19 protein-coding genes and 1 pseudogene are annotated in these 26533 nt (G+C 46.7%); 13 read left to right on the forward strand and 7 right to left on the reverse strand.

Features of this window, described 5'->3' with window-relative positions:
- Positions 1-498: 498 nt before the first annotated feature.
- The 3 genes from QUB70_RS17770 (at position 499) to QUB70_RS17780 (ending at position 4302) form a co-directional block, all read left to right on the forward strand.
- Positions 499-2172 carry a protein kinase domain-containing protein gene (locus QUB70_RS17770; protein WP_332982318.1) on the forward strand — a complete coding sequence of 558 codons (1674 nt, stop codon included), beginning with the start codon at positions 499-501 and terminating at the stop codon, positions 2170-2172.
- A 60-nt stretch (positions 2173-2232) separates the two neighbouring features.
- Positions 2233-2940, forward strand: coding sequence for a dethiobiotin synthase (gene bioD, locus QUB70_RS17775; protein ID WP_332982320.1), 708 nt, complete (start codon positions 2233-2235; stop codon positions 2938-2940).
- A 144-nt stretch (positions 2941-3084) separates the two neighbouring features.
- Positions 3085-4302, forward strand: coding sequence for a M20 family metallopeptidase (locus QUB70_RS17780; protein ID WP_332982322.1), 1218 nt, complete (start codon positions 3085-3087; stop codon positions 4300-4302).
- 168 nt (positions 4303-4470) lie between these two features.
- Here the strand turns inward: QUB70_RS17780 and QUB70_RS17785 are convergent, their stop codons facing one another.
- Positions 4471-6261, reverse strand: a complete 1791-nt coding sequence (locus tag QUB70_RS17785; RefSeq protein WP_332982324.1) for a serine hydrolase — start codon at positions 6259-6261, stop codon at positions 4471-4473.
- Between the two features lie 68 nt (positions 6262-6329).
- Complete coding sequence (locus QUB70_RS17790) at positions 6330-7118, reverse strand: calcium-binding protein (protein WP_332982326.1); 789 nt, start codon at positions 7116-7118, stop codon at positions 6330-6332.
- 283 nt (positions 7119-7401) lie between these two features.
- Here QUB70_RS17790 and QUB70_RS17795 point away from each other — a divergent pair, with 283 nt between their 5' ends.
- Positions 7402-8757 carry an AAA-like domain-containing protein gene (locus tag QUB70_RS17795; RefSeq protein ID WP_332982328.1) on the forward strand — a complete coding sequence of 452 codons (1356 nt, stop codon included), beginning with the start codon at positions 7402-7404 and terminating at the stop codon, positions 8755-8757.
- Between the two features lie 104 nt (positions 8758-8861).
- Here the strand turns inward: QUB70_RS17795 and QUB70_RS17800 are convergent, their stop codons facing one another.
- On the reverse strand, positions 8862-9677 hold the full coding sequence (locus QUB70_RS17800; RefSeq protein WP_332982329.1) for a calcium-binding protein: 816 nt from the start codon (positions 9675-9677) through the stop codon (positions 8862-8864).
- A 289-nt stretch (positions 9678-9966) separates the two neighbouring features.
- Between QUB70_RS17800 and QUB70_RS17805 the strand changes: the two genes are divergently transcribed.
- Positions 9967-13749, forward strand: coding sequence for an AAA-like domain-containing protein (locus QUB70_RS17805; protein WP_332982330.1), 3783 nt, complete (start codon positions 9967-9969; stop codon positions 13747-13749).
- Between the two features lie 36 nt (positions 13750-13785).
- On the opposite strand, the gene QUB70_RS17810 is transcribed toward QUB70_RS17805, so the two are convergent.
- Both QUB70_RS17810 and QUB70_RS17815 read right to left on the reverse strand, forming a co-directional pair.
- Positions 13786-14766: an aldo/keto reductase gene (locus tag QUB70_RS17810; RefSeq protein ID WP_332982331.1), complete on the reverse strand. Its 981-nt coding sequence runs from the start codon at positions 14764-14766 to the stop codon at positions 13786-13788.
- 79 nt (positions 14767-14845) lie between these two features.
- A complete protein-coding gene (locus QUB70_RS17815) occupies positions 14846-16237 on the reverse strand; it encodes a glycoside hydrolase family 10 protein (RefSeq protein ID WP_332982377.1) in 1392 nt (463 codons plus the stop codon).
- A gap of 196 nt (positions 16238-16433) precedes the next feature.
- Here QUB70_RS17815 and QUB70_RS17820 point away from each other — a divergent pair, with 196 nt between their 5' ends.
- Together QUB70_RS17820 and QUB70_RS17825 are read left to right on the forward strand one after the other, a co-directional pair.
- Positions 16434-17723, forward strand: coding sequence for an FAD-dependent oxidoreductase (locus tag QUB70_RS17820; protein ID WP_332982333.1), 1290 nt, complete (start codon positions 16434-16436; stop codon positions 17721-17723).
- Positions 17724-17840: 117 nt separating this feature from the next.
- Positions 17841-18500, forward strand: coding sequence for a DUF2834 domain-containing protein (locus tag QUB70_RS17825; RefSeq protein ID WP_332982336.1), 660 nt, complete (start codon positions 17841-17843; stop codon positions 18498-18500).
- A gap of 399 nt (positions 18501-18899) precedes the next feature.
- Here the strand turns inward: QUB70_RS17825 and QUB70_RS17830 are convergent.
- Positions 18900-19237 (reverse strand): annotated as a pseudogene (locus tag QUB70_RS17830) (IS701-like element ISAcma42 family transposase); the annotation flags it as partial.
- Between the two features lie 544 nt (positions 19238-19781).
- On the opposite strand from QUB70_RS17830, the gene QUB70_RS17835 reads away from it, so the two are divergent.
- The 4 genes from QUB70_RS17835 to QUB70_RS17850 all read left to right on the forward strand — a co-directional run bounded on the left by QUB70_RS17835 (position 19782) and on the right by QUB70_RS17850 (position 22055).
- On the forward strand, positions 19782-20741 hold the full coding sequence (locus QUB70_RS17835; protein ID WP_332982338.1) for an RNA polymerase sigma factor, RpoD/SigA family: 960 nt from the start codon (positions 19782-19784) through the stop codon (positions 20739-20741).
- Positions 20742-20965: 224 nt separating this feature from the next.
- The gene (locus QUB70_RS17840; protein WP_194009546.1) at positions 20966-21307 is read left to right on the forward strand and encodes a DUF760 domain-containing protein; all 342 of its coding nucleotides are present in this window, start codon (positions 20966-20968) and stop codon (positions 21305-21307) included.
- Between the two features lie 202 nt (positions 21308-21509).
- Entirely contained in the window at positions 21510-21914 is a 405-nt protein-coding gene (gene mutT, locus QUB70_RS17845; RefSeq protein WP_332982340.1) for an 8-oxo-dGTP diphosphatase MutT, read from the forward strand.
- 6 nt (positions 21915-21920) lie between these two features.
- Complete coding sequence (locus tag QUB70_RS17850; protein WP_332982343.1) at positions 21921-22055, forward strand: hypothetical protein; 135 nt, start codon at positions 21921-21923, stop codon at positions 22053-22055.
- 17 nt (positions 22056-22072) lie between these two features.
- Here QUB70_RS17850 and QUB70_RS17855 read toward each other — a convergent pair whose 3' ends face one another.
- A complete protein-coding gene (locus QUB70_RS17855) occupies positions 22073-23311 on the reverse strand; it encodes a histidine kinase (protein ID WP_332982344.1) in 1239 nt (412 codons plus the stop codon).
- Positions 23312-23399: 88 nt separating this feature from the next.
- Here QUB70_RS17855 and QUB70_RS17860 point away from each other — a divergent pair, with 88 nt between their 5' ends.
- Positions 23400-25088: a DUF2079 domain-containing protein gene (locus QUB70_RS17860; RefSeq protein ID WP_332982346.1), complete on the forward strand. Its 1689-nt coding sequence runs from the start codon at positions 23400-23402 to the stop codon at positions 25086-25088.
- Between the two features lie 252 nt (positions 25089-25340).
- Positions 25341-26528, forward strand: coding sequence for a glycosyltransferase family 4 protein (locus QUB70_RS17865; protein WP_332982349.1), 1188 nt, complete (start codon positions 25341-25343; stop codon positions 26526-26528).
- Positions 26529-26533 lie beyond the last annotated feature (5 nt).

Genomic DNA, 26533 nt, shown 5'->3' on the forward strand with positions numbered 1-26533 from the left:
TTGGTCATTGGTCATTGGTCATTGGTCATTGGTCATTGGTCATTGGTCATTGGTCATTGGTCATTGGTCATTGGTCAGTAGTCAATAGTCAGTAGTCAGTAGTCAGTAGTCAGTAGTCAGTAGTCAGTAGTCAGTAGACATCTCCCATAAATAATCTCAAGCTTTATAGAGATGTATGGCTTAGGCCGAGGGGCGACAATTTATTAGGGCTAAGGCCAAAAAACCCGGTTTCTACGAAAAATCGTGCATTTCTCCCTTGAGATATTGACGCAGAAACCGGGTTTTCGATCGGATATGCGGGTTACAACCTGTGTCTTTTCGTGAAAAAACCCGCTTTCTGACCATCCTTGCGTCCAAGAATGTCAAAAAAATGTAAAATACTAACTTTGGTCGGGACTGGGGACTACAGATAGTGAAGTATGCTCAAGAGCATTAAAGACCTAGCATTACTAAGTCTGTGAGCGATCGTCTATTTTTTAACAGTTTCTACTTAAACTTATGCAGCCACCTATTGCTATTGGAACTCTCCTACAAAACCGCTACCGCTTGGTTAATATTTTAGGTCAAGGGGGATTTGGCCGGACTTATTTAGTAGAAGATTTGGGGCGGTTTCAAGAACGCTGCGCCCTGAAGGAATTGATTCCGGTGCAAAGCGGGCCTTACGTTTTGGAAAAATCGAAGGAATTGTTTCAAAGAGAGGCGGCAATACTTTACCAAATTGGGCACCCGCAAATTCCCCAGTTTCGGGCAATATTTGAAGAAAACCAGCGTTTGTTTTTGGTGCAGGATTACGTGGAAGGGATGACTTACCGCGAACTAATGCTCGATCGAACTTCAACAGGCCGCAGTTTCACCGAAGCCGAAGTCTTGGTATTTATCCGGCAAATGCTGCCGGTACTAGCTCACATCCACGCCCGCGGCATCATCCACCGCGACATCTCGCCGGAAAATATAATTCGGCGGGAAAACGACCAGTTGCCGGTGCTGATTGACTTTGGAGTGGTGAAGGAACTCGCCACCAAAGTCCAGTCTCCCGAAGGAACAGCCCACGCGACAACTGTCGGTAAAATCGGCTACGCGCCGGTGGAACAATTGCAAAGCGGGCGAGCAACTGCCAGCAGCGACCTCTACGCTTTAGCTGTAACGGCGATCGTCCTGCTGACGGGGAAAGAACCGCAGGAATTGCTCGATCGAACAACGCTTCAGTGGAATTGGCAGCAGCAAGTGCAGGTGAGCCCGGGTTTAGCTTTGGTGATCAATCGGATGTTGAGCCGGTCTCCGGGCGATCGCTATCAATCTGTCAGCGAAGTCGCCCAAGCACTCGACGGTCAAACTAATCCTTACTCTAACCCGCCAACTGTACCGCCCGCGCCAGAAGTAGTGCCGTCAAACGCTTCGCTAATCGCAACCGTGGCCGTGGGTAGAGGGCCCGAGCGAGCCGCCCAGAGTTCCCACCCGCAAAACCAGCCAGACCCGCTAATTGAGCCGGCTGGTGGCTCTATTTGGGACAATCCCGTCGCTGCGATCGGACTGCTGGCGGGCTTAGTAATCTTGACAGGCTTCGGTTCCTGGGCTTTAGTCGGCTCATTTCTCAACAACAATCAGCAGCCCAAACCCACTCCGACACCGCCAGAACTCACAAGTCCGACGCCCAGACTAACTCCGGTACCAAACCCGCAACCTTTGCCAACCCCGACTCCACAACCTTTGCCAACCCCAACCCCAGAACCTTTGCCGGAACCAACCCCAGAACCTTTGCCGGAACCAACCCCAGAACCTTTACCGGAACCAACCCCAGAACCTGTGCCGGAACCAACCCCAGAACCTGTGCCGGAACCGACCCCAGAACCGACCACAGAACCGACCCCAGCGCCAACTCCGACACCAAAACCGACTCCCGCACCGACCCCAGCGCCAACTCCGACGCCAAAACCGACTCCCGCACCGACTCCCGCGCCCAAACCGACGCCCAAACCGACTCCCGCACCGACTCCCGCGCCAACTCCCGCGCCAACTCCCGCGCCAACTCCCGCACCAACTCCCGCGCCGTCGCCGGAACCCGCACCGTCGCCGGAACCAGTGCCAACTCCCGCACCGTCGCCGGAACCCGCGCCAACTCCTGCGCCGTCGCCGGAACCAGCGCCAACTCCCGCGCCGTCGCCGGAACCCTAGACTTCTGGCAAAATTCCCCTAGACTGATGTTGAGGCCAATTATTTGTTAGCTATTTGTCAATGAACTCCTTGCTAATTGCTGGAACTGATACCGACGCGGGCAAAACTGTTTTGACCAGCGCTCTGGCTGCTTATTGGCAAAGGTATTTTCCCGATCGCAGTTTGGGAATTATGAAGCTGTTGCAAACGGGAACGGGCGATCGCGAACTCTACACCCGTTTGTTTGCCCTCGACCAATCCCCCGAAGAACTCAATCCGCTGCACTTCGGCGCGCCTCTAGCACCGCCGATTGCCGCCGAACGGGAGGGGAGACATATCGAGCTGGAAAAGGTCTGGACGGCGTGGCAAAGCCTCTCTGAGCGCAAGGATTTTGTGTTGGTGGAAGCTTTGGGAGGGCTGGGTTCGCCTGTAACCCGGGAACTGACGGTGGCCGATATTGCCAGGGATTGGCGGCTGAGGGGAGTGTTGGTGGTACCTGTGAGGTTGGGGGCGATCGGGCAAGCTGTGGCGAATGTTGCTCTCGCCAGACACACTGGTTTTAAGCTGAGAGGAATTGTGCTTAATTGCGTTCAAGCTTATTCCGAACCAGAAATTACCGATCTCGCACCGATTGATTTGATCCAATCCCTAACTCAAATGCCTGTGTTGGGTATTTTGCCGCATTTAGATGACCCGACTGACCTTGCCAAATTAGCTAAAGCAGCTTCAGAATTAGATTTAGAGCGGTTACTTCCGGGGGCTAATTTAATTCCTCAGACTGCTAAATAACCTTACTCTAAACAGCTCTTTTCCTCTGCGTACTCTGCGGCCTCTGCGGTTAAAAACTAAGATTTTATTTTAACCGCAGAGAGCGCAGAGAGCGCAGAGAAAGAAAAGAGAGAGTTTTACAAATTGCTATAAGGAGAATAAAACATGGTTTCTACTTTACCGAATTTAACTTCTGTCAATTTATCTCAATTGCGGCTTGAGATTAGAAATTTGCAGCCTCAGCTAGTCGAATGGCGCCGCCTTTTGCACCAGAAGCCGGAGTTGAGTTTTGAGGAAAATTTAACGGCGGGGTTTGTCTCGCAAAAGTTGCAGGAATGGGGAATTGAGCATCAAACTAATATTGCTAAAACTGGGATTGTCGCAACGATAGACAGCGGCAAACCGGGGCGGGTTTTGGCAATTCGGGCTGATATGGATGCTTTGCCGATTCAAGAGGAAAATGAGGTGGATTATCGATCGCAGCATAAGGGAATTATGCACGCTTGCGGCCACGACGGCCATACTGCGATCGCCCTCGGTACTGCTTGCTATCTGGCAAAGCACAAACACAGCTTTTCGGGTAAAGTAAAAATGATCTTTCAGCCCGCCGAAGAAGGGCCTGGCGGCGCAAAACCGATGATTGAAGCGGGAGTTTTGAAAAATCCTGATGTTGATGCGATCGTCGGCTTGCATTTGTGGAACAATCTACCTTTAGGCACTGTAGGCGTTCGCAGCGGCGCGCTGATGGCGGCTGTAGAAACTTTTGATTGCACGATTTTTGGCAAAGGCGGGCACGGTGCAATGCCGCATCAGACTGTGGATGCGATCGTAGTTACAGCCCAAATTGTCAGCGCTTTACAGGCAATTGTCGCCCGGAACATTGACCCGATCGACTCAGCGGTAGTAACTGTCGGTAAATTCCACGCAGGCCACACCCACAACGTCATCGCCGACACCGCTCAAATCGGCGGCACAGTGCGCTATTTCAATCCAAAATATCAAAGTTATTTTGACAAGCGCATCGAGCAAGTAATTGCCGGAATTTGTCAGAGTCACGGGGCCAATTACAAATTCGATTATTGTGCGCTTTACCCGCCAGTGATTAATGATTCCAGAATAGCTGAATTGGTGCGCAGCGTTGCCGAATCGGTTGTAGAAACTCCTGCGGGAATAGTGCCGGAATGTCAAACAATGGGCGGGGAAGATATGTCGTTCTTTTTGCAAGAAATCCCCGGTTGCTATTTCTTTTTAGGTTCGGCAAATCCCGAGAAAAACTTGGCTTACCCGCACCATCACCCGCGTTTTGATTTTGATGAAACTGCGCTGGGGATGGGTGTAGAAATGTTTGTACGGTGTGTGGAAAAGTTCTGTGCAAATCAATGATATCAATTCCGGTAACACTCCTTATGACATAGAGAACACGGCAGTGCCGTGTCCGGGCTTTGAGTAATATTAATAATTCCGATGCTACCGGAATTGATATGAAAGCAATTTCTAGGTTTGTAGGGAGGACTTCAGTCCTCTCTTTTTCTGGTAGTTGTTGTGGTACTATTAAGGCGCGATCGCCCCCCAATTCACCTGAGAAACACCGTACAAAATAAAATTATCCAAAAGTCCGTAAGCCTCCCCGCAATTGTAACTTTTAGCCTCTACACATTTGCGATCGGCATTTTGATTCACAGCCACAAAAATATCGACTCCATCCGGCAAATTACCCGAATACATCATCAACTTCCCAAAATCATCAACGATGCGACCTTTATCATCCAGCGGCGGCAATTTCCACTCTTTCGGATTGCGATTTCCCCCTAACTGAATAGCCCAAGCATGAGTGCCGTCAAGCGCTCCATTGTGCGCGGTATATCGATTCCAAACCTGATTTCGCTTCTCCCCGATGCGCGGGTTATTTTCATAACCGCCTACCCAATATTCAGACATAAATTTGAGGAAAACTCCAGCTTCCGCAGCAAGCGAACCAGTACCGGGTACCAAATCTGTGTTTCTGCTGCTAAAAGGAACTCGCCCTAAATTCCAAGACCAATTTATCGTCCCCGGCTGCGGATTTAGCCAACTATAAAAATCGCACAAGCTGCCCTTCCAGATGCAGTGCGGCCGCTTCACATCCCATCCCTGCCAATAATAAGTCTGCCCGTTCCAGTCGCGTTTATCTGGTTCGCGATCGACAATATTTTCTAATCCTTGGCTCATGAAAATTCCCCTCGCAGCCGTAGTAGAAATTCCTAACTCCGCTTTAAAAAAAACTTCTAAAGCCGAACCTTGATGAGTTTCTAATTTACCCATTTTAGCCGCATATCTGCCGGAAGCTACCAACTGCTCCAAAATAATTGTTGGAAATGCGGGACTGGTATTGGAATAGTGATATTGACCGAGCGGATACTGAAGGCATCGCCCTGCCAAAATCTGCATAGTTTCTTCTAAAGTAGGACTCGGCAAAAAATAGCCGGTGCTAGGAGAAATGCCGAGTTGATTTTTAGCTGAACTGATAGATTTGCTGCCCCATTCGCTGACAAGTAACTGTTCTTGCGATTGAAAATCTGCCGGGGTTTTCAGATTGCGAAGCACGGGCAAATTTGCAGTGATATCTTCACCGTATCTGGGCGCGCTCCGCTGAAGTCCCGATCGGTGCGATAATAAGTGTCCGAGGGTGACGTTTTGCCACTGTTTGTCTGCAAATCCCGTGTTGAGATTGGCACAGTTTTTGTCTTTCACGGGTACGGAAAATTTCACTTTTCCCGAAAATACGGCGTGCAAGTTTTGAGGAATAATCGCTACTGGATATTGTTTGTTCAAACCGGGAATTAGCGGCGGATAATGCTCTGGATCGAACAATTTCATCCCTTCAATTTGGTCGTCAGTCAGTTCTAAATTTGCGCGATCGCGCGCTGTCTGTTTCAGCGCCCAGCGCACCATTGCAAAGGTAACAGGCTTGCTGATGCTGCCCATACGCATGGGGGTATCTGCCGCTACTGGAGGAGCCAGAGGAGCCTGCATATCGTCGCCGCAAGCCGGATTTACATTATTAGTCGATCGGCCTTTCATGCGGCCCAGACCCCAAACACCCACGGGTTTACCTTTAACAGAAACACCGAGGACGGCGGCACCGACGCACCGATGCTGCATGAATTGTGTTAGGGATTGTAAAATAGGCTGGAGTTGCGCGTCGCCGCTACCGCTAACGGGGATGCCTTCTGACGCTAAAGCTATGTTGTTGGACTCGTCGTAAAGCTTTCCCAAGCCTCCTAAGAGGATAGCTGAAATTAAGGTCAAACTTGTGTATAAAAATCTGCTTGATTTTTGCCGATCGCCCGAATTATTCATCATAAAAAACTCCGGTTAAAATAATGTAGGGCGGTGCTCCGATGCCCGCCCTTTGACAGCGATCGTTGACACTATACGGGGATGGGAGGCGCCGAGAAGAATACTTGATTTGGGTTAACATTAGTTAAGTTTGTATCTTGTACAACGCCAATCAAATTATCCTTGTAGAAGATACCAGTATCTTGAGCCTTGTTGCCGTTCCAATCGCCAGCTTTGAGGGAATAGCCGTCCGCTAAATTGCCTTTTATTTGGATTTTATCTAGACCTAAAGTAAAATCAGTAATTGTCGCGTGGCCAGTTCCGAGGTAGTAAACGTTATTAATGTTACCGAGTACAAATGTGTCCGTTCCCGCGCCACCGGCGAGAGAATCGGATTCACTGCCGCCGCCTATACCGTTACCAGCACCCGAAAAATTAGCACCGTCAAGGTAATCGTTACCGTCGCCGCCGATCAGATAATCTTTGCCGCTTCCTCCGAATAGATAATCGTTGTGAAGCCCTCCCGATAGCGTATCTTTACCTGCGCCTCCGTATAATCTATCCTCGCCTGCATCGCCTGTTAAATAATCGTTGCCGTCATCGCCGTTCAATTTATCGTTGCCGAAGCCACCCTGTAATTTATCGTTGCCGGCACCGCCATTTAATTCGTCCTCTCCGAAGCTACCGTCAAGCAAGTCATCTCCAGCGCGACCGAACAATTTATCGTTGCCTTCATAGCCGTAGATTGTATCATTTGCAATCAGAATTTGACCTTGACCGTCGATCGTAAAATCGTCTCCAACTAAGGATTTGTGGAATTGACCGTCGCCGTTGACTGTGTTGTTGTCGTCGAATTGAGTACCGTTAATAACTGATGACATTTCTGTTGCTCCTGTTTGTTTTCAAATGGGTGCAAGGGTGAGGGCAACTCAACTAACTTGCTTGATATCTCCTAGTTTCTCTTCTAACAAAGCAACCGACAATGGGAATAAAATCAGGTGTTTAAATCAGTACAAAAATGGCTGGTAGCAGTAATTGACAGTAAAAACTCAGGTTAAATCAGTTAAAATAGGGAAAAGTCAGGGTAACTTTTCCATCCAGGAACAATATATCTCCTGTAAAAGTCTGCATATCTACGTATATACGTACTCACAGGCCAAGGCCATGAACTCAGAATTAGAATTCTCTTGGAACCAAACCAAAGAAGCTGCCGATCGCATTTTTGCCCAAAATACCGGCAAACATCTCAGCGACATCGAAATGAAAGTCCTTCAAGGTTCCTGGGAAGGCAAAAGTTACGACGAAATCGCCCAAACTTACGGCTACAGTGCTGAATACCTCAACAAAGATGTCGGCAATAAATTGTGGCACAAGCTTTCAGACGCATTAGGAGAAAAAATCACTAAGAAAAATTTTAAAGAAGCTTTGAGGAGAGCTGCGTCACCAGAATCAAGTCAATCTATTAACACAAATTTCCCCTCACCCACTCTACCTATAGTAGCAAACTTGCAGTTTCCCGAAGGGTCGGTAGCATTAGATTCTCCTTTTTATGTAGAGCGTTCCAGCGTCGAATCTCTCTGCTGCGAAACTGTTGTGAAACCCGGTTCGCTGATTCGGATCAAAGCACCGGAAATGATGGGCAAAACTTCATTGATGAACCGAATTTTAGCTCGCGCCCAGGGGGAGAAATATCACGCAGTTTACCTGGATTTGAGCGCCGCAGACCGAGGGATATTAACAAATTTGGATAAATTTCTGCGCTGGCTGTGTTTGATGGTAAGCCGGCAGTTAAAGTTAGAAAACAAGTTAAACGAATATTGGGATACGGATATTTTGGGCAGCAACGATAACTGTACGGTTTACTTTGAAGAGTATTTGCTAGCAGAAACAGCAGCGCCTCTGGTTTTGGGGTTGGATGAAGTCGATCGCCTATTTCCCTACACAGAAGTAGTTGAAGACTTTCTGGGGATGCTGCGAAGCTGGCACGAAAAAGCCAAGATTTCGGATGTCTGGAAAAAACTGCGGTTGGTAATGGCGCATTCTACGGAAGTTTATATTCCCTTGGACATGAATCAATCTCCGTTTAATGCCGGGGTTCCCATTGAATTGCAGGAGTTTGAAAGCCAGCAAATTTACGATTTAGCTCGTTTGCACGGCTTGGATTGGGATGAGGGGCAATTGCGAGAGTTAATAAGTGCGATCGGCGGACATCCTTACTTAGTCAGATTGGCAATGTATGAGATTAGCTGTGGAAACATTGCCTTAAATCAGCTATTAGAAAATGCTGCCTCAGAATCGGGAATCTACAGCAATCATTTGCGCAAGCATTTGGAAATACTTCAACACAATCCCGAATTAGCTGTAGCTTTGAAAAAAGTTGTTAATTCGGCCCAACCAGTGGAATTAGATTCGATGCAAATTTACAAATTGCACAGCATGGGAATTGTGCGGCGGCAAAACAACTATGTTATGCCGCGTTGCAATTTGTACCGCGAGTATTTCTGCCGTGTTTTAGATTAAAAAATAGTTAAAAAGTCGGGTGCGCAATGCGGTTGACTTCGTAGGGCGTGCACTGCGCACCGGTTGACTTCGTAGGGTGCGCACTGCGCACCTTACAGATAGAATTAGACGAATGACAGGGTTAAATCCGCAGCCATGTTATCTGAAACCACGGCAATCATGTCACCTTGATAAAATATTCTAGTGTCTTTCAAAGAGTCATTGCCGTAATCGTAGTAGCCCGATACAAATTCGTAATCTTGCTTTTTACCCAGCATCAAGATTGCATCCCCATCTGCTTTCTTAAAGTCCCAAATAATCGCATAGGCGTGCTCGCCCAGACCATCTAAGTAAGGAAGTTTAGGGTCTGGCCCCCCGTTCATAACTAGCGAGAATTGATCTGCTCCCGAACCTCCAATTAAGGTATCGACTTCATAAGAATCGTATTTTCCTTCATCGTTGGTGTGACCGATGAGAATGTCATTGCCGCTATTACCTTCCAACCAGTCGGAACCACCACCGCCATATAAACTATCTTTACCACTACCGCCAAACAGGAAGTCGTCACCGTTAAGACCTTTGAGTTTATCTGCACCACCACCACCAAAGATTGCATCATTAACCTGATTGTCATCATTCCCGATTAGGTAGTCATCTCCTGGCGTTCCCGTTATGTTGTCATTGGGTAAGCCACCGATTTTATCGATACTGCCGAACAAGCGGTTAGTAGAGTTACTGTCAGAACCGATTACTTCGCGTGTTTTTACCATTGGATCGCCATCGGGGTCTGTCCGAGGAACATCGGTAAAGTCTTCAATAAAACGGGGTTCATTGGGATTGGGATCGCCATCGGGGTCTTCTGTCCGAGGAACATCGGTCAAGTCTTCAATTAAACCGAATGTAGAAATGTTAGCATCGGCGATAGTTCTAAGTTTTGTCATGGGAGTAGTTCCTATTTGTAACTATTTTTTGAGTTTGCGGAAGCGATCGGTGTTTATATTTGTTTGCTGCACCTTTCGCTTTCTGTTATCAGTTTCTTGCTAAAACTCCTGAACCGCAATGGTGATAAAATCAGGTATTATAGAAACTGATAAATAGCTTCAGGTTTTGAATTTATAGGAAAAAATCAGGTGCATCCCGATCGAAATCCGAAAAAGTCAGGTTTTTTGCTAAATCTCTACAGAGTCAGATTTGCGATCGTACAATCAAATCTAAATATGGGTGCAAGCAATGATGAAAGAATCTCCAGTTAGCGATGAATATCAGATTGGCGGAAGTCTCGCAGGAGATGCGTCGAGTTACGTGACGCGCCAAGCAGACTTGGACTTTTACGAATGTTTGAAAGCCGGTGAGTTTTGTTATGTTTTAAATTCGCGCCAAATGGGCAAATCTAGTTTGCGGGTGCGGGCGATGCGCAAGCTGCAAGCTGAAGGTACTGTTTGTGCTTTTATCGATCTAACTGGTATTGGCAAAGAAGATGTAACTCCCGAAAAGTGGTATGCGGGAATTATCAATTCTTTAGTCAGTAGCTGTCAGCTAAGTAATAAAATTAATTGGCGGAATTGGTGGCGCGATCGCCGGGATTTGCTATCGCCTCTCCAGCGGTTTAGTTTGTTTATTGAAGAAGTGGTTTTAGTTGAAATCCCACAAAATACAGTTATTTTCATTGACGAGATCGATCGAGTGTTGAGCATGAATTTTTCTGCGGATGAGTTTTTTGCTCTGATCCGCTGGTTTTACAATCAAAGAGTTGACAATCCTCTCTACCGCAGGCTGACTTTTGCGCTGTTGGGAGTGGCAACTCCTTCGGATTTGATTGCGGATAAAACTCAAACTCCTTTTAATATTGGTAGGGCGATTAATTTAGGCGGTTTTGTGATTGGTGAAGTGCAGCCTTTGATGGATGGTTGGCAGGGGCTGGTTGACAATCCAGAAAGTGTCATGGCCCAGATATTGGATTGGACGGGGGGACAACCTTTTTTGACGCAAAAGCTGTGCAAGTTGGTGTTGGAAAATGAGTTGCAGAGAGTTAACCGCAGCGGCACGGAGGGCGCCCAGAAAGACAGGCGGGATGTCTGTTCCACAAAGGAAGAGGAGGAGGGAATTGAGGGGTTGGTGAAGTTGCGGATTGTTGAGAATTGGGAGTCTCAAGACGAGCCGGAACATTTGAAAACTATTCGCGATCGACTTTTGAGAAATCAGCAAAAAGCCGGACAGCTATTGGGGCTTTACCAGCAAATCTTGGAATCCATGAACCCCCCCCAACCCCCCCTTAGCAAGGGGGGGCTAAGTGCTGCTCTATTTCCCTTGAGCAAAGGTGAGCTAAATTCTGTTCTTGCTCCCCCCCTTAGCAAGGGGGGGCTGGGGGGGGTTCTTGCTGATGGCAGTCCCGAACAAACCGAACTGCGGCTGTCAGGTTTAGTGGTGCAACAGCAGGGAAGATTAAAAGTTTACAACCGAATTTATGCCGAAGTTTTCAATCTGGAATGGGTGGAAAAACAGCTAGGAAAGCTGCGGCCTTATTCAGAAACTTTTAATGCTTGGGCTGCTGCTAATTTTGAGGATAATTCGCGTCTGCTGCGGGGAAAAGCGCTGCAAGACGCTCTGGAATGGTCGATAGATAAAAATTTAAGCCATCTGGATTACCGCTTTTTAGGAGCATCTCAAGATTGGGAAAAGCGAGAAGTTCAACAGGCTTTAGCTGTTAAAGAAGAAGAAGGTCAGATATTAGCAAAAGCCAATGATACTTTAGTCTCGGCTCAACAACAAGCAAAATTAAAATTAACTCAAGCCAAGCGCAGGGCTACCCGCATCATTGCGATCGGTTCTGTAGTTTTGGGGATTTCTATAATCACAGCAATCTCGATTCAATTACAAGTAAAAAAAGCCCAACAGGAACTAGCCGAACAACAAGTAGTCCTGCAAACTTCATTTTCTAAAGCAGCTTTGGTTTCAGATCCTTTTGCAGCGCTGCTGAAAGCATTACAAGCAGCACAAAAGATGAAAAAGTTAGAACAATCAGCCACCAACGAGACACAGATGCAGGTAATGAGGGGACTGCAACAAGCAATATATCATGTTAGAGAAAGCGATCGCGCGATCGGTCATCGCGGCGCTATCAAAAGTGTGACTTTCAGTCCCGATGGCAAAATTTTTGCTTCTGCTAGCGAGGATGGTACGGTAAAACTGTGGAATGCTAGACCAGCGACATTGATATCAACTCTGACAGGACATACTGGTAGAGTTACGAGTGTGAGTTTTCATCCTAATGGCAAAATTTTGGCTTCGGGAAGTGAAGATGGTACCGTCAAGTTGTGGGATGTAACGCACAGCACTTTAATTAAAACTATTAAGGCTCATCGTAGCTGGGTGAGAGGTGTCAGTTTTAGTCCTGACGGTCAAATTCTCGCTTCCTGTAGTTCCGCTGGTTTTATCAATTTGTGGAAAACAGCAGATGCTACGTTATTAAAAACTCTGAAAGGGCATACCCATAGCATTAACCATATTAGTTTTAGTCCCGATGGTAAAACTCTCGCTTCTGCAAGTTTTGATACAACCGTGAAGCTGTGGAATATTCACGATGGAACCCTCGTAAATACTCTCGAAGGTCATAAAAGTCATACCAGAAGTGTCAGTTTTAGTCCCGATGGTAAAACCTTAGCTTCTACCGATGAAGAAGGCATAGTGAAACTGTGGAATGTAGCAGATGGAACTTTGTTGCAAAACCTCCCAACCCATCGCAGGGCTGTCTGGAGTGCAATTTTTAGTCCCGATGGCAAAACTCTAGCCACTATCAGTTCCGATAGTACCGTAAAGTTGTGGAATTTAGAGGATATAAACGACAACAGAACCGAACCGCAACTTCTCAAAGGACATCGCGGGAGAATTATGAGTATCGGTTTTAGTCCAGATGGCAAAACTCTTGTTTCTGGAAGTTTTGATAGTGCAATCAAGCTCTGGAATTTAGAGGTTAGGGAACCGCAAACCATTAAAGGAAATAGCGCTAATGTTCAAGCTGTAAGTTTTAGTCCCGACGGTAATATGTTAGCTTCCGGTAGCGACGACTTTAAAATAAAGCTGTGGAATAGCAAGAATGGTACTTTACTCCAAACTCTTAACGGTCATCAAGAGGGGGTGCTAAGTGTTAGTTTTAGTCCCGATGGTAAGATGTTAGCTTCCGCCAGTGTTGACAAAACAGTGAAGTTGTGGAATGTGCAAGATGGTAGATTGCTAAAAACTCTCAACGGTCATCGTGCTTGGGTTAGGATAATTCGCTTTAGTCCAGATGGGAATACCTTAGCTTCTGGCAGTTCTGATAGTACGGTAAAACTTTGGAATGTAGCAGATGGTAGTTTGCTGCAAACCTTTAAAGAACCTCGCAGTATTGTTACCGATTTAAGTTTTAGTTTAGATGGCAAATCTCTAGCTGTGGCTTGTTCTGACGGTGATATAATGGTATTAAATTTAAAAACTGCTACTTTGACGCAGGCTTTTCCCGCCCATAGCGGTTGGGTAAATACCATTAGTTTTAGTCCAAATGGTAAAATCTTAGCTTCTGCTGGTTCGGACAGTATTGTCAAACTGTGGAATGCAGAAAATAGCAGTTTGTTGTTCACCCTAGAAGGACATTTATCTGATGTAAGTAATATCAGTTTCAGTCTAGATGGCAAGATTTTAGCTTCCTCTAGTGATGACGGTACTGTGAGAGTGTGGAATGCAGAAAATGGTCGAGAAATTTCAACGCTAGAAGGGCATCTCGGTAGAGTTACTAGCGTTATGTTTAGTCCAGATGGTAAAACACTAGCTTCTGCTGGGATTGATAATACTATCAAGTTGTGGAATTTAGAAGTCGATCTAGATATTTTAATCGGGCGGGGTTGTTTGTGGCTAAAAGATTACCTTGTCACTCATCCTGAAACAGAAATCAGGGAAATTTGCCGAAATAGTTATCCCCTCGATCATTCGGCGGTTGAAACCGCTCCTTGTCAAACAAAGTCTGCCTCCGCAGACTAAGAAATAAAGGGGGCGTTTAACTCGGATTTGGTATTATTACTTAGTTTGAAAAATATTTTGCACCATTTTTTTATCTGCACTCGCCGCCGCTTTATCCAATTCTTCAATCTCGCCGCCATCTAATTTCCACCCCAAAGCACCAATATTATCCCTCGCCTGTGCCGCAGATTTTGCCCCTGGAATGGGAATAGTTTCTTTGCAGATGCACCAATTAATAGCTACCTGCGAAACAGTCTTGTTTCTGGATGTCGCTATTTCTCGCAAACAGTCTAAAAGCGATCGCATTCCCGGAAGTAGCTGCTTGCACGCTAAACCTCGAATACCTTTAGGAAACGCGCCGTTTTCCGAATATTTACCCGTCAGCAATCCCAAGGCTAGAGGACTGTAAGCAATCAATTTTATCCCCAATTCATCGCAAACATCTTTCAACCCGAGTTCAGTCACCGGATAGGTAGAAAGTAGCGAATATTGCACTTGTAAAGTAACAATTGGAATTTGGCGATCGCTAAATTTCTGATGCACCCATTTCAGCCGTTTCGGCCCGTAATTAGACAAGCCCACACCCTTGACCAATCCTTGCTCGTAAAGGTCAGCCAAACCGTCCAAAAGAGCGCTTTCTTGCCAAGGAGCGTAATTGGCTGTAGACCAGTGCATTTGCACCAAATCTACATTTTTTCCGAGGCGCGAAGCAGAGGCTTTACCCGCCGATATCATTGATTGTCGCGTCAGTCTCCAAGGATAGGCAGCCAGTTTTGTCGCAATACAAATACTGTCTTTATTTGCACCTGAATATTGTTGAGAAAACTGACCCAAAAGCTGTTCGCTGCGTCCGTTTAATTTGCCAGTTCCGTAAGAGTCACCGGTATCGAATAAAGTCACACCGTTGCTGACACAAAGATTGAAAGCGGCCTGCAATTCGCCGTCCATACTTTCATCATAGCCCCACAGCAATCTGTTGCCCCATGCCCAAGTCCCACAGCCCATTTTTGGCAGTAAAAGTTTTTGGTTAGTTTGCATTTTTATTAATGATTAATGATTGAGATCGCGGTAAGGTGCGCAATGCGCACCCTACTTTTTAAATTTTTTACGAATTTTTTTACGTGGTTGGCGAGGGGGAAGGTGCGCTGTTTTTGGTAGGTCGATCCGGCTTAGCTTTCGGGTCTGGTTTGGGTGGCGCAGGCGGAGGGAAAGTAGCCGCGCGTCTCGGTATTTGTAGCGCTGTTCGGAATGCAGAAGACGGGAAGAAAGCACTAAATTGAGAAAGCCGATCGGCAATTGGTTCTGGCGCATATTCCCACAAGCTTTCGTAGTAGAAGAAAGCGACGCCTAAGCCGTATTCTTGGACTGCTTGCACCTGAGATTTAATTTGCTGAATCGGTACTGGGCTATTTCTCAAACCTGTCATAATCCCAACTGCGGTGGGAATCTTTTGCTGTGCTTCTTGCATTTCTGGACGGTTAATCTTGCCGACAAACGATTCTAGATTGGGACGGTACACTTGCACGATTAGCTCGTCGGCAATATCCAAACGCACCCAAGTCAGCCAATCTTGGAGGTGATGTTTGTAAGCAAATTCGTAGTAATTGGGAGAAATAGAGAAAATTGCATTCGGTTTTACTGCTTTGACGGCTTGATTTAGCTGCGACATAAAAGCGGTAATTTTATTGGCTCGCCACTGCACCCATGCTGGATTTTGAAAATCTTTGGGCGGCGCTTTTTTGGTTTCTTTGGTATACAAAGCAACTGTGTAGTCATCGTAGCCAAATTCCGACGGCAAACTCATGTGATCGTCAAATTGAATGCCGTCTGCGTTGTATTGAGTGGTGATTTCGAGTACGAGTTCGGTAATGAATTGCTGCACTTCGGGATGAAAGGGATTGAGCCAAACTACTTCCCCACCTGCGCCGTTTGATGTTTGGCTGCCGTCTTGTTTTTGTGTCAGCCACTCTGGATTATTTAAGGCTAATTCTGATGTGGGAGGAGCCATGAAGCCAAACTCAAACCAAGGAATTACTAGCAGGCCTTGGCGGTGAGCTTTATCGATTAAATCTGCGAGCATATCTTGTCCGTCTAACCCTCTGTAAACAAAGGGTTGAATGTCTCTTTGCTGCGCTACATAGCTGGGATACATTGCATAGCCAGAATTCCAGGCTACAGGATAAATAGTGTTGAAATTTAACCGCTTTAGTTGGCTGACAGCATCTCCTAGTTTGCGACGATCTCTGAGGATGTCTTTGTCGTTTGTAGTCATCCAAACGCCGCGAATTTCCTGGCGGGGTTGCTCGGCGATCGCCGGAATCAAGTTGTTCGCCAGCAATACTATAATGAATGAGAGGGCAAACAGAAGCGGTAAAAGAGTTTTAATCGATCGCTGCCAACTGCGCGGAATGATGCGTAATGTCATAGTTTTGAATGGTGAGTTAGCTATCCAAACACACCCCGGCATAATTTGGTGGTAAAATTTGCTCGCTAACCAGTCTACAGCTATTTGTGCAGATTTTGCGACGATCGCAACTGAGCCTATAATATTTGATACCGATGGTAAGTGACAGCATTCTATCTAACTGCTGGGAAATCATTCATTACGCACTGCAAGCTCTCCTTACCGGACAGTGTGGCCCAAGGAGTGCGAGTGCTGTACAATATCGGGGAAAAGAACATTTCGATCGAACATCTGTAATTTTGTGAAAGATTTAGTCTTAATTGGCGGCGGTCACAGTCATGCTATTGTCTTAAAAATGTTTGGCATCAAACCGCTGCCCGGTGTGCGTTTGACTCTGATTAGCGATGTCCTGCACGCGCCTTATTCGGGGATGCTGCCGGGGCACGTTGCCGGGTTTTACGATTATGATGAATGTCACATCGATTTGCGATCGCTCGCTGAATTTGCCGGGTGTCAAATATTGGTCGATCGGGCGATCGCGATCGACTTTAGCAAAAATTTAGTTATTTGTCAAACTCGCCCTCCAGTTAATTTTGATTTGCTTTCTGTGGATATCGGCAGCACTCCCGCGACTTTATCTGTGCCGGGTGCCGCAGAATATGCAATTCCAGCTAAACCCGTACCGGAGTTTTTAGCTAGCTGGAATCAGTTAATTTCCGAAAGGCAAAACCATCCCCAAAAACCGCTGCGAATTGTCATTGTGGGCGGCGGTGCAGGCGGCGTAGAATTAGCATTAAATATGCAATCTCGATTGGGGAAGGAAGAGGGAAGAAGGAAGAAGGAAGAAGGAAGAGGGAAGAAGGAAGAAGGAAGAAGGAAGAGGGAAGAAGGAAGAGGGAAGAAGGAAGAGGGAAGAAGGAAGAGGGAGGAAAAATTAGAAAACTTATCATCAGAAATTCATTTGTTTCACAGCGGTGCTGAATTGATGCAGGGACACAATCAGCGGGTGCGCCGCCGCCTTAAAGAAATTCTGATTAATCGTGGCGTTAAAGTGCATTTGCAGGAAAAAGTCTGTGCAGTAAAAAAGATTGAGAGAGAAACCAACCCTCAATTCCCTACCAATTACCAAATTTCCTGTAAATCAGGTTTAGAATTAGAGTGCGATCGCATTTTTTGGGTGACACAAGCATCGGCAGCCCATTGGATAAGAGAATCCGGTTTAGCAGCCGACTCAAACGGCTTTATGCAAGTCAACGATTGCCTGCAATCAGTCTCTCACCCCAACGTATTTGGGTCTGGAGATATCGCCGCGATGGTTAATTATCCCCGTCCCAAAGCAGGCGTGTTTGCCGTGCGTCAGGGCAAACCGCTGTTTGAAAATTTGCAGCAGTTTTTATTGGAAAAACCGCTGAAACCCTTTGTACCGCAGGAACAATACTTAGGGTTAATTGGTACTGGGAATAAAAGGGCGATCGCATCTCGCGGCAATTTCATGTGGGAATCATGGTTGTTGTGGTATTGGAAAGATTGGATCGATCGCCAATTTATGCAAAAATTTACCAATCTGCCAAAAACAGGCGATACCAAATAGCAATACCTTCCGCTCTCATCTTCTCTTCCTCTGCGTCCTCTCCGGTTAACAAAAAAAGTATCTTTCAAAAACCCTTTAAGATTGTTATAGTAATATCAGAAGTAAAGACAACTAACTATGTCCAGAAAAATTGGATTTTGGCTGCTGTGGATTGCATTTACCACCTACGCCTTTGTATTTGCACCACCCGACAGCCCAGAAACTATCGCACTAATTACAAATCTTTCCACAGGCAAAATAGCAGACATCAACCCTTTAATTGTAGCGTTGTTCAACATCATGGGAGTCTGGCCGCTCATCTACAGTTGCGTGCTGTTTGCTGACGGCAGGGGCCAGAAAATACCTGCATGGTTGTTTGCCACTTTATCGTTTGGTGTGGGCGCATTTGCCTTGCTGCCTTATTTAGCCCTGCGCGAACCGAATCCAGAATTTTCTGGCACTAAAAACGTCTTTTTAAAGATATTAGACTCCCGTTTTACTGCCATTATCCTAACATTAGGCGCTGCTGCTTTAGTTTCCTTTGGCTTGACAAAAGGCGATTGGTCTGATTTTATTGGGCAGTGGCAAAGCAGCCGCTTTATCCACGTAATGAGTTTAGATTTTTGTATGCTTTGCCTACTATTTCCTGCTTTATTAGGAGACGACATGGCGCGCCGAGGAATGCAGAATTCTACAGCATTTTGGGCAGTAACATTAGTGCCGTTGTTCGGGCCGCTGGCTTATCTGTGCACGCGCAAACCGCTGCCGGAAACTAATGCTGAAACTGTTACAAATTAGACAGCATTGCAGGGAATGCTCAGTTTAATCTAGGAATCAATCACAAGTAATCAGACAAGAAACAGGCAAGATGCCTGTTTCACAATAAGTAAGTTTTATGGTGGGCTGTTGCTGCTAGCCCGCCCATGAAACACTGATTACAAATAGTGCCAAATCTGAGTATTAATCTAAATAATTATCTCCCAGTGTAAGGATTCAGGTCAAAAAACTTGCAGCTCCAGCGCTTATGTGGCAAGGGTTTCAGGGTAAAGTAAGAGCTTTTGTCTCGATCTGTTGACTGTCAATAAGTGACCAGAAATCACAGTTTTTCCCGCTCTATTGACAATAGAGATTTATTTAGCATCAAGCTACATATCTAAAGTCTTTACCCAGCAAGGAGTTCAGTGACCTGAATCCTTACATTAAATTTAAGCCAACAATAGTTTTATGGGCTTTCCCTGACCAAAAATAACTGATTAATTCCGCATTTTTAGGGTCGCTGTAAATCTTTTCTATGACTGTATCGTCTACACTTAATATCCCCCCTACCAGGTTGATAATTTTCACGCATTATGCTAAATCAATCTTTTGGTTCATATCTCTCTCTCAATAAAAAGCGATTGATACCCTGAATGTGAAACATCTCCCAATATCTCGGCTAACCTACTGCACCCTCCATATTTTGGCTCTGACAGCAAAAATAAGGTGTAGATGTCTAGATTGCATTGTGCTGTCGAGGGTTTAGTAATTTCTCTCATTCTCCCATACCCATTACTAGACGACCCTTATTTATCAATTCACTATTTTGTTATTCTGTCAATGCGTAAGTCCTAGTATTTTTTAATTGCGTTTTGGAAAAGCATCTGGTAGCGTCTCCCATCTCCCCATCTCCCCATCTCCCCATCTCCCCATCTCCCCCTCTGGGCCATTTCCCCATCTCCCCCTCTCCCCTCTCCCTCTCTGAAATTTGCCCGATTTTGTTTAACATGATGCAAACTCTGAAGCTAGTTTACGGGTACTCTCATACAGTGCAGTGCAGACTTACACGAAATAAATATGAAGAAATGTAGGCAACGGCTCTCACAAATGTTAAGATTCTTAACATAACGTAGTATTGTGCACGCCCCAACCAAAACCTAACCTGAGACGGTGCTGACTGGGAGTAGCAGCTAGTTACCATAAAACGAAGCCTCTTTAAGTGAAAGGAAAGCGCAAGTCCCCGCCCGCTTTCCTTTCACTTAAAGCTAGGGGTTTGCGAAGCCGCAAACCTTTAGAGGCACAGATCCTCAGCGGGAAAAGCTCATGAAAACTCTTAAGTCCTCAGATACAGATTCTGTTCGCGCTTACTTGCGGGAAATCGGTCGCGTTCCGCTGTTGACCCATGAGCAAGAAATACTCTACGGGAAACAGGTACAGCGCTCAGCCGCACTGCATCAGGAGAAAAATATTTTAGCCGAAGAGTTAGGCCGCGACCCGACGGCGGCTGAATGGGCACAGGCAGTCGGGCTGTCTGAGGCACAGTTGCAGCGGACGATCGAACACGGGGAAAGGGCAAAGCGCCAAATGGTGGAAGCCAATCTCCGCCTGGTAGTGTCTGTTGCCAAAAAATACATCAAGCGCAACGTAGATTTGCTCGATCTAATTCAGGAAGGCACGATCGGGATGCAGCGGGGAGTAGAAAAATTTGACCCGACTAAGGGCTACAGATTTTCAACTTATGCTTATTGGTGGATTCGTCAGGCAATTACTCGGGCGATCGCCGAAAAAGGCCGCACCATCCGCTTACCGATCCACATTACCGAAAAGCTCAACAAAATTAAAAAGGCTCAGCGCTTGCTAGCTCAACAACTCGGTCGCGCGGCTACTGCTGCTGAGTTGGCGTCCGAGTTAGATTTGACTCCCAAACAGATTCGCGAATATCTCGATCGCGCGCGCCTGCCACTTTCCCTGGACTTGCGCGTGGGAGACAATCAAGATACAGAGTTGGGCGATTTGTTGGAAGATACCGGTACTACCCCGGAAGATTTTGCCCTGCAAGCTTCCCTGCGGACTGACTTAGACCACCTGATGGCGGAACTGACTCAGCAACAGCGAGAAGTCCTCGCCTTGCGGTTCGGTTTAGAAGACGGGCAAACCTTAACCTTGGCAAAAATAGGCGATCGTCTCAACATCAGTCGGGAACGAGTGCGACAAATTGAACGGGAAGCTTTGACCAAACTCCGCAAGCGCAAGCAAGATATCAACGATTATCTAGCCAGCTAGATAGATTGGGGATGGCGATCGGGCGAAATGCCCGATCGCCAATCCCCAATCTAAAATCGTAAAAACCGCCGCCTTTAATTCGGTTGTGCCCACTCGGTTGCTGCGACTGTCCTGCTACATTAGTAATTACTTAGTAATTAAAGATCGGCAGCGATCGGATAAGGGTTATTTAATTTAACCGCCCGCGTCTAACATAACAAGCTGTATCTGAAACGGAGGTACTCGTGAGCAACTCATCTAATAAATCCCCAGAATTCTTTGAAGAAGACGGAGAAAATGCCAACTTATTATGGCAATACGTGCAGTCAATGGCTCCCGACACAGTTTCTCAGTTGTCTAAGCCGACTTCTCACGAAGTGTTTCAAGTAATGGAGCGAAATATTGTTGGACTTTTGGGTAATTTGCCTTCGGAACACTTCGGAGTGACAGTCACTACCAGTCGCGAACATTTGGGTAGATTGCTCGCCTCAGCTATGATTAGCGGTTATTTCCTGAAAAATGCCGAACAGCGAATGACATTTGAAAAGTCAATACAAGCCAGTGAGAGACACGGCTCGGAAGATTAGTTGATTCTTAACATTTAAGTTCTACAAGTGTCAAGCCCCCCCTCGCAAGATGGGGGCTTAATATTTTAGATTTTAGATTTTAGATTTTAGATTTTAGATTTTAGAGGGTTGATTTTAGATTAAATAATTGAATAATTATTGATATTATTCTTACATTCCCAATTCCCAATTCCCAATTCCCAATTCCCAATTCATAATTAATATGTCTCTTTCTCCTGTTGCCCACAAAGTGATCGGCGTTGCTGCAATCTGGAACGATCGCCAACAAATTTTGATTGACAAGCGCCGACAGCACGGACTGCACGGGGGTTTCTGGGAGTTTCCGGGGGGTAAAATAGAGCCTGGGGAAACGATCGAAGCTTGCATAGAACGGGAAATTATGGAGGAGTTGGGGATTGTCGTAGAAGTTGGCGATCGCCTGATTACAATTGACCACGACTACACTAAATTTACAGTTAGACTATACGTGCACCACTGCCGCTACGTCAGCGGGGAACCGCAAACGATCGAATGCGATGAAATTCGCTGGGTGACACTCGACGAAATTGACCAGTTTACTTTTCCCGAAGCAAACAAACAGATTATTGCTGCACTGCGGAAAAGTTGAGCTGTAATGTCAAATTCCGTTGCAACTATCAACCGTCAACCGTCAACCGTCAACCGTCAACCGTCAACCGTCAACTATCAACTGTCAACTGTCAACTATCAACTGTCAACTATCAACTGTCAACTGTCAACTGACAACTGACAACTGACAACTGACTTTTATTTCTGAACGGGCAGAGTAAAATGAAAACAACTGCCTCTATCGGGTACAGAATCTACCCAAATTTGACCGTAGTGGGCGCGGATGATGCCTTGACACAGAGACAGTCCAATGCCGTAACCGTCTGTTGATTTATCTCGCTGCAAGCGAAAGCTGTCTTCAAAAATGCTCGCGCAATCTTCTTCAGGAATTCCCGGGCCGCTGTTGCAAATGCTGACTTGAATTTTGTAAGCGGTGCGGTGGAGAATTGAAAGATTAACAGTTCCTCGGTCTGGCGTGTACTTGCTGGCGTTGTCAAGCAGGTTGACTATGACTTGTTTGATGCGATCGGGATCGGCATAAATCAAGGGCAAATCTGCGGGAATGTCTGTTTCTAAGTTCAGACTTTTCGCCTGAAATTTATCTTCAAATTGCAGGATTGCATCTTGACAAATCGCCCCCAGTTCGATTTTTTTTGCTTCAATGTGGAGTTGAGCGTTTGTACCCCGGGCTGCTTCCAGGATATCTGTAATCATGCGATCGACAATTCGGATTTGGCGGCGGGCTTGTTTCATCAAATGAGCCGCCAGAGTCGGTGTCAAACGCGGTTTTTCCCCCTGTTTCACTTTCTGATTTGACTCCAAAGTCTCCAAAGCCAAAGATGCAGCCGTCAAGGGATTTCGCAAGTCGTGAGCTAGCATCGCAATAATTCGGTCTTTCAACTGCAATTGCTCTTGGAGGTGTTCTTTTTCCTGTTTGAGGCGAAAAACTTCGTCAGAAAGCTGCACGAGTTCGGTGGCGCAAGCAACGGAATAGATTGGTTTTTGGTCTGCCAGATTTGCAGCCAGAGCAGAGACCGACTGCTGCCGGGGTGCGTATTCTTCTACAGAACGCTTCCAGCGGGGCCACCAGTGTTCGAGTTGGGCGATCAAATTGCTGCCGGCGAGAGTTTGTCGCGGCTCGGGATGAATTTTGAGCAGGGAGGGAGTCGCTACAAGTTTAAAGTGTTCGGCTAAATCCGGCTGTTCTCCTACGTCGATGACTTGAAGCTCAAAGTCGCACTCTGCCTTCAAATCCTTGAGGTACTTGCGGATGTGTTTGGTCTGTTCCCGGGAAGAGGAACGCTTGTCTACGAACAGCAAAAGCTGTAAAAGCGGTTCGGAATTGGTCGGCTGTTCGGGAGAACAGTCGGTTTCGCTGGTGTCGAGTGTTGGATGGACGCTGTTGAGCTTTTCGATCGGGTGAAAATAATTGACCATTGCCGAGCCGAGTTATTTCACTTCTACTTTAATTTAATACTTACTTTAGATTTGTGCTATTGTCCGATAATTTCGTTACGGCGGGCCCATGACATTTTTGAGATGGAAGAAAAATGAGTCGCTGCGGGTGGTGGTTAAAGTGGCGGCCGCCTTTTTTGTGCTGTGCTTGTTGCTGACGCTGCACCGCTACTACAGCTTTTACGCTACTTACGACCAAGGGATTTTCAATCAACTTTTTTGGAACGGCACTCGGGGTCACTTGTTTGAGAGTTCCCTGTCTTCGGCTTTGTCCACTAATGTCGTTCACCAAAACCAGATCCCGGAAGTATCTTACTACCGGTTGGGGCAGCATTTCACCCCGGCGCTGATGCTGTGGCTGCCAATTTACTCGCTGTTTCCCTCGCCGGTCACTTTGACGGTGTTGCAGGTGACTCTGATTGCGGCGGCTGGAGGAGTGCTCTACGCTCTCGCCAGACACTATCTGGAACCGCGGTTGTCGGCGACAATTGTTGTGAGCTACTACTGTGCTAACGCGGTCATAGGCCCGACTTTGGGCAATTTTCACGATGTTTGTCAAATTCCGCTTTATGTCTTCGGCTTGCTGCTGGCGATGGAGAAGCGCTGGTGGTGGCTGTTTGGCATTCTCGCAACTTTAATTTTGGCCGTGCGAGAAGATTCGGGAATTGTTTTGTTTGGCGTCGGAGTTTACATGATTTTGAGCCGGCGCTACCCTCGGACTGGTTTGGCTGTCTGCATTCTCAGTTTTGGTTACACGATCGTCCTGACCAATCTGATTATGCCTTTGTTTTCTGATGACATATCCCAGCGGTTTATGATGGAGCGCTTCGGTCAATATGCTTCGGGGGATGAAGCTTCGACTCTAGAAATTCTTTGGGGAATGGTTAGCAATCCGGGGCGGTTGGTGGCTGAACTATTTACGCCGTTTTTTGGTAAAATCAAATACTTGCTCGGCCAGTGGTTGCCATTAGCTTTAGTTCCTGCCGTAGCGCCTGCGTCTTGGACGATCGCTGGATTTCCGCTCCTGAAGCTATTTTTAGCGAAAGGAGAGTCGGTGCTGGCGATTAATATTCGCTATGCGATGACTGTGGTTCCAGGGCTTTTTTACGGGGCAATCCTGTGGTGGGCCGATCGCCAAAAGGAAGAAGATAAAATTAGAAGCGGAGAAAAAACAAGCTTGCGTTTTCCTTCTGCGGCTTTGCCTTGGGCTTCGTCTTCCAAGTTTCGTCGCTTTTGGGCGTTTTGCATCTGCTTGTCGCTATTTTTTACCTTCACGTCTAACCCAAATCGGACTTTTTCTTTCATTTTGCCTGATGCGATCGATCCTTGGGTGCAGGTTCCTCTCGTCAGACAGTGGCAGCACGTATCTCAAGTGCGGCCGCTGTTGGCTCAAATTCCTGCTGATGCTAGCGTGGCTGCGACGAATACTATTGTACCGATTTTGTCAAGCCGCCGGGAAATTCTCAGGTTCCCGATGTTGGAACTGCGGAATGATGCGGGGGAGGCAGTGAAGATGGAGTATGTAATTGCCGATATGTGGCAGTTGCAGCAGTATCAGACTGCGTTTCGCCGGGAACGGGGACAGTTGCAGGCGATCGTCCCGCAGATCGATCGCCTTTCCAATTCTGGAGAGTACGGAATTGTGGGCTTTGAAGACGGCGCGATTTTGATGCGCAAGGGTGCTGTTTCTAACTCTGCATCCGTTGCTGCTTGGACTCGTTTTCGCCGCGACTTGGAGCCGATTTTGAAGAAAGGGTAAGCGGGTACGGCCGATCGCCATTGCTTCCTTCTGTAGCACAAATCTTGAGGAAACCTGTTTTTTTGGCAGCAATGGCGATCGAGCAATTTCTTGCAAAGACCCGGTTTCTGCATGATTTTCCGTCCTTGTTGCTGCCAAAAGTCAGGCATTGGCCATAAACTTGCGATCGACCCACATTTTAGGCTGCGTATTATACAATAAATCTGTTAATCATAAACATTAAGATATATAAATTCTTTGGAGGCGAGAAAGATGAAAATTTTGGCACTGGCATGGGAGTTTCCTCCCAGAATCGTCGGCGGTATCGCCCGCCACGTATCCGAACTGTATCCAGAATTGGTGAAGCTGGGCCACGAGATTCACTTAATTACAGTAGAGTTCGGCCATGCGCCGATGTACGAAGTGGTGGAAGGAATACAGGTGCATCGGGTGGTGGTGGGACACGCCAGGGACTTTTTTCACTGGGTGGCGAACCTCAACCAAAGCATGGGCCACCAAGGCGGCAAACTAATGCTGGAGGAAGGCCCCTTTGATATCATCCACGCTCATGATTGGTTGGTGGGAGATGCGGCGATCGCCCTCAAGCATACCTTTAAAGTACCCCTCATTGCCACCATCCACGCCACCGAATACGGGCGCTTCAACGGCATCCACAATGACGGACAGCGCTACATCCACGCTAAGGAAAATATCCTCGCTTACAACGCTTGGCGGCTGATTGTTTGCAGCGATTATATGCGACGGGAAGCAGAACGGGTACTATCGACTCCTTGGAACAAAATAGAGGTAATTTATAACGGAATTAGGTCGGAAAAAAAGCCACGCTTGAACGAAAGCGACGCGAGGGATTTTCGTCGCAAATTTGCAGCAGACGACGAGAAAATTGTCTATTACGTGGGCAGAATTAGCTATGAAAAAGGCATTGCTGTATTTCTGAATGCGGCACCTAAAGTAATTTGGGAAATGGGGGGGAAAGCCAAAATAGTAATTGTTGGCGGTGGCAATACAGACCATCTTAAACTTTTAGCTTGGGATTTAGGAATTTGGCATAAATGTTATTTTACAGGCTTCATGTTTGAGGAACATCTCGACAAATTCCAGACGGTGGCTGACTGCGCGGTTTTCCCCAGTCTTTACGAACCTTTTGGGATTGTAGCTTTAGAAAGCTTTGCTGCAAGGGTACCGGTGGTGGTTTCGGATGCGGGCGGACTTCCAGAGGTGGTGCTGCACACTAAAACTGGTGTTGTTACTGAGGCAAATAATCGGGATTCTTTGGCCTGGGGGATTTTGGAAGTGCTGAAAAATCCGGGTTACGGGCGGTGGTTGGTTGATAATGCTTATGAGGATTTGGAACGCCGGTTTAGTTGGCCGAAGTTGGCGATGGAAACGGAGTGGGTTTATCAACGGGTGGTGGAGGAAAGGGCCGAGGTTGATTGGTAAAACTG

Origin of the sequence: Microcoleus sp. A003_D6, assembly GCF_036702825.1 — a bacterium.
GTDB lineage: Bacteria > Cyanobacteriota > Cyanobacteriia > Cyanobacteriales > Microcoleaceae > Microcoleus.

Bases quoted from the DNA above. Each gene is read 5' to 3' on its own strand.
- QUB70_RS17785 (WP_332982324.1), bottom strand. From the start codon at position 6,261: ATGATGAATAATTCGGGCGATCGGCAAAAATCAAGCAGATTTTTATAC.
- QUB70_RS17835 (WP_332982338.1), top strand. From the start codon at position 19,782: ATGAAAACTCTTAAGTCCTCAGATACAGATTCTGTTCGCGCTTACTTG.
- QUB70_RS17770 (WP_332982318.1), top strand. From the start codon at position 499: ATGCAGCCACCTATTGCTATTGGAACTCTCCTACAAAACCGCTACCGC.
- QUB70_RS17800 (WP_332982329.1), bottom strand. From the start codon at position 9,677: ATGACAAAACTTAGAACTATCGCCGATGCTAACATTTCTACATTCGGT.
- QUB70_RS17850 (WP_332982343.1), top strand. From the start codon at position 21,921: ATGTCAAATTCCGTTGCAACTATCAACCGTCAACCGTCAACCGTCAAC.
- QUB70_RS17855 (WP_332982344.1), bottom strand. From the start codon at position 23,311: ATGGTCAATTATTTTCACCCGATCGAAAAGCTCAACAGCGTCCATCCA.
- QUB70_RS17790 (WP_332982326.1), bottom strand. From the start codon at position 7,118: ATGTCATCAGTTATTAACGGTACTCAATTCGACGACAACAACACAGTC.
- QUB70_RS17810 (WP_332982331.1), bottom strand. From the start codon at position 14,766: ATGCAAACTAACCAAAAACTTTTACTGCCAAAAATGGGCTGTGGGACT.
- QUB70_RS17780 (WP_332982322.1), top strand. From the start codon at position 3,085: ATGGTTTCTACTTTACCGAATTTAACTTCTGTCAATTTATCTCAATTG.
- QUB70_RS17805 (WP_332982330.1), top strand. From the start codon at position 9,967: ATGATGAAAGAATCTCCAGTTAGCGATGAATATCAGATTGGCGGAAGT.
- QUB70_RS17860 (WP_332982346.1), top strand. From the start codon at position 23,400: ATGACATTTTTGAGATGGAAGAAAAATGAGTCGCTGCGGGTGGTGGTT.
- bioD (WP_332982320.1), top strand. From the start codon at position 2,233: ATGAACTCCTTGCTAATTGCTGGAACTGATACCGACGCGGGCAAAACT.
- QUB70_RS17865 (WP_332982349.1), top strand. From the start codon at position 25,341: ATGAAAATTTTGGCACTGGCATGGGAGTTTCCTCCCAGAATCGTCGGC.
- QUB70_RS17825 (WP_332982336.1), top strand. From the start codon at position 17,841: ATGTCCAGAAAAATTGGATTTTGGCTGCTGTGGATTGCATTTACCACC.
- mutT (WP_332982340.1), top strand. From the start codon at position 21,510: ATGTCTCTTTCTCCTGTTGCCCACAAAGTGATCGGCGTTGCTGCAATC.
- QUB70_RS17795 (WP_332982328.1), top strand. From the start codon at position 7,402: ATGAACTCAGAATTAGAATTCTCTTGGAACCAAACCAAAGAAGCTGCC.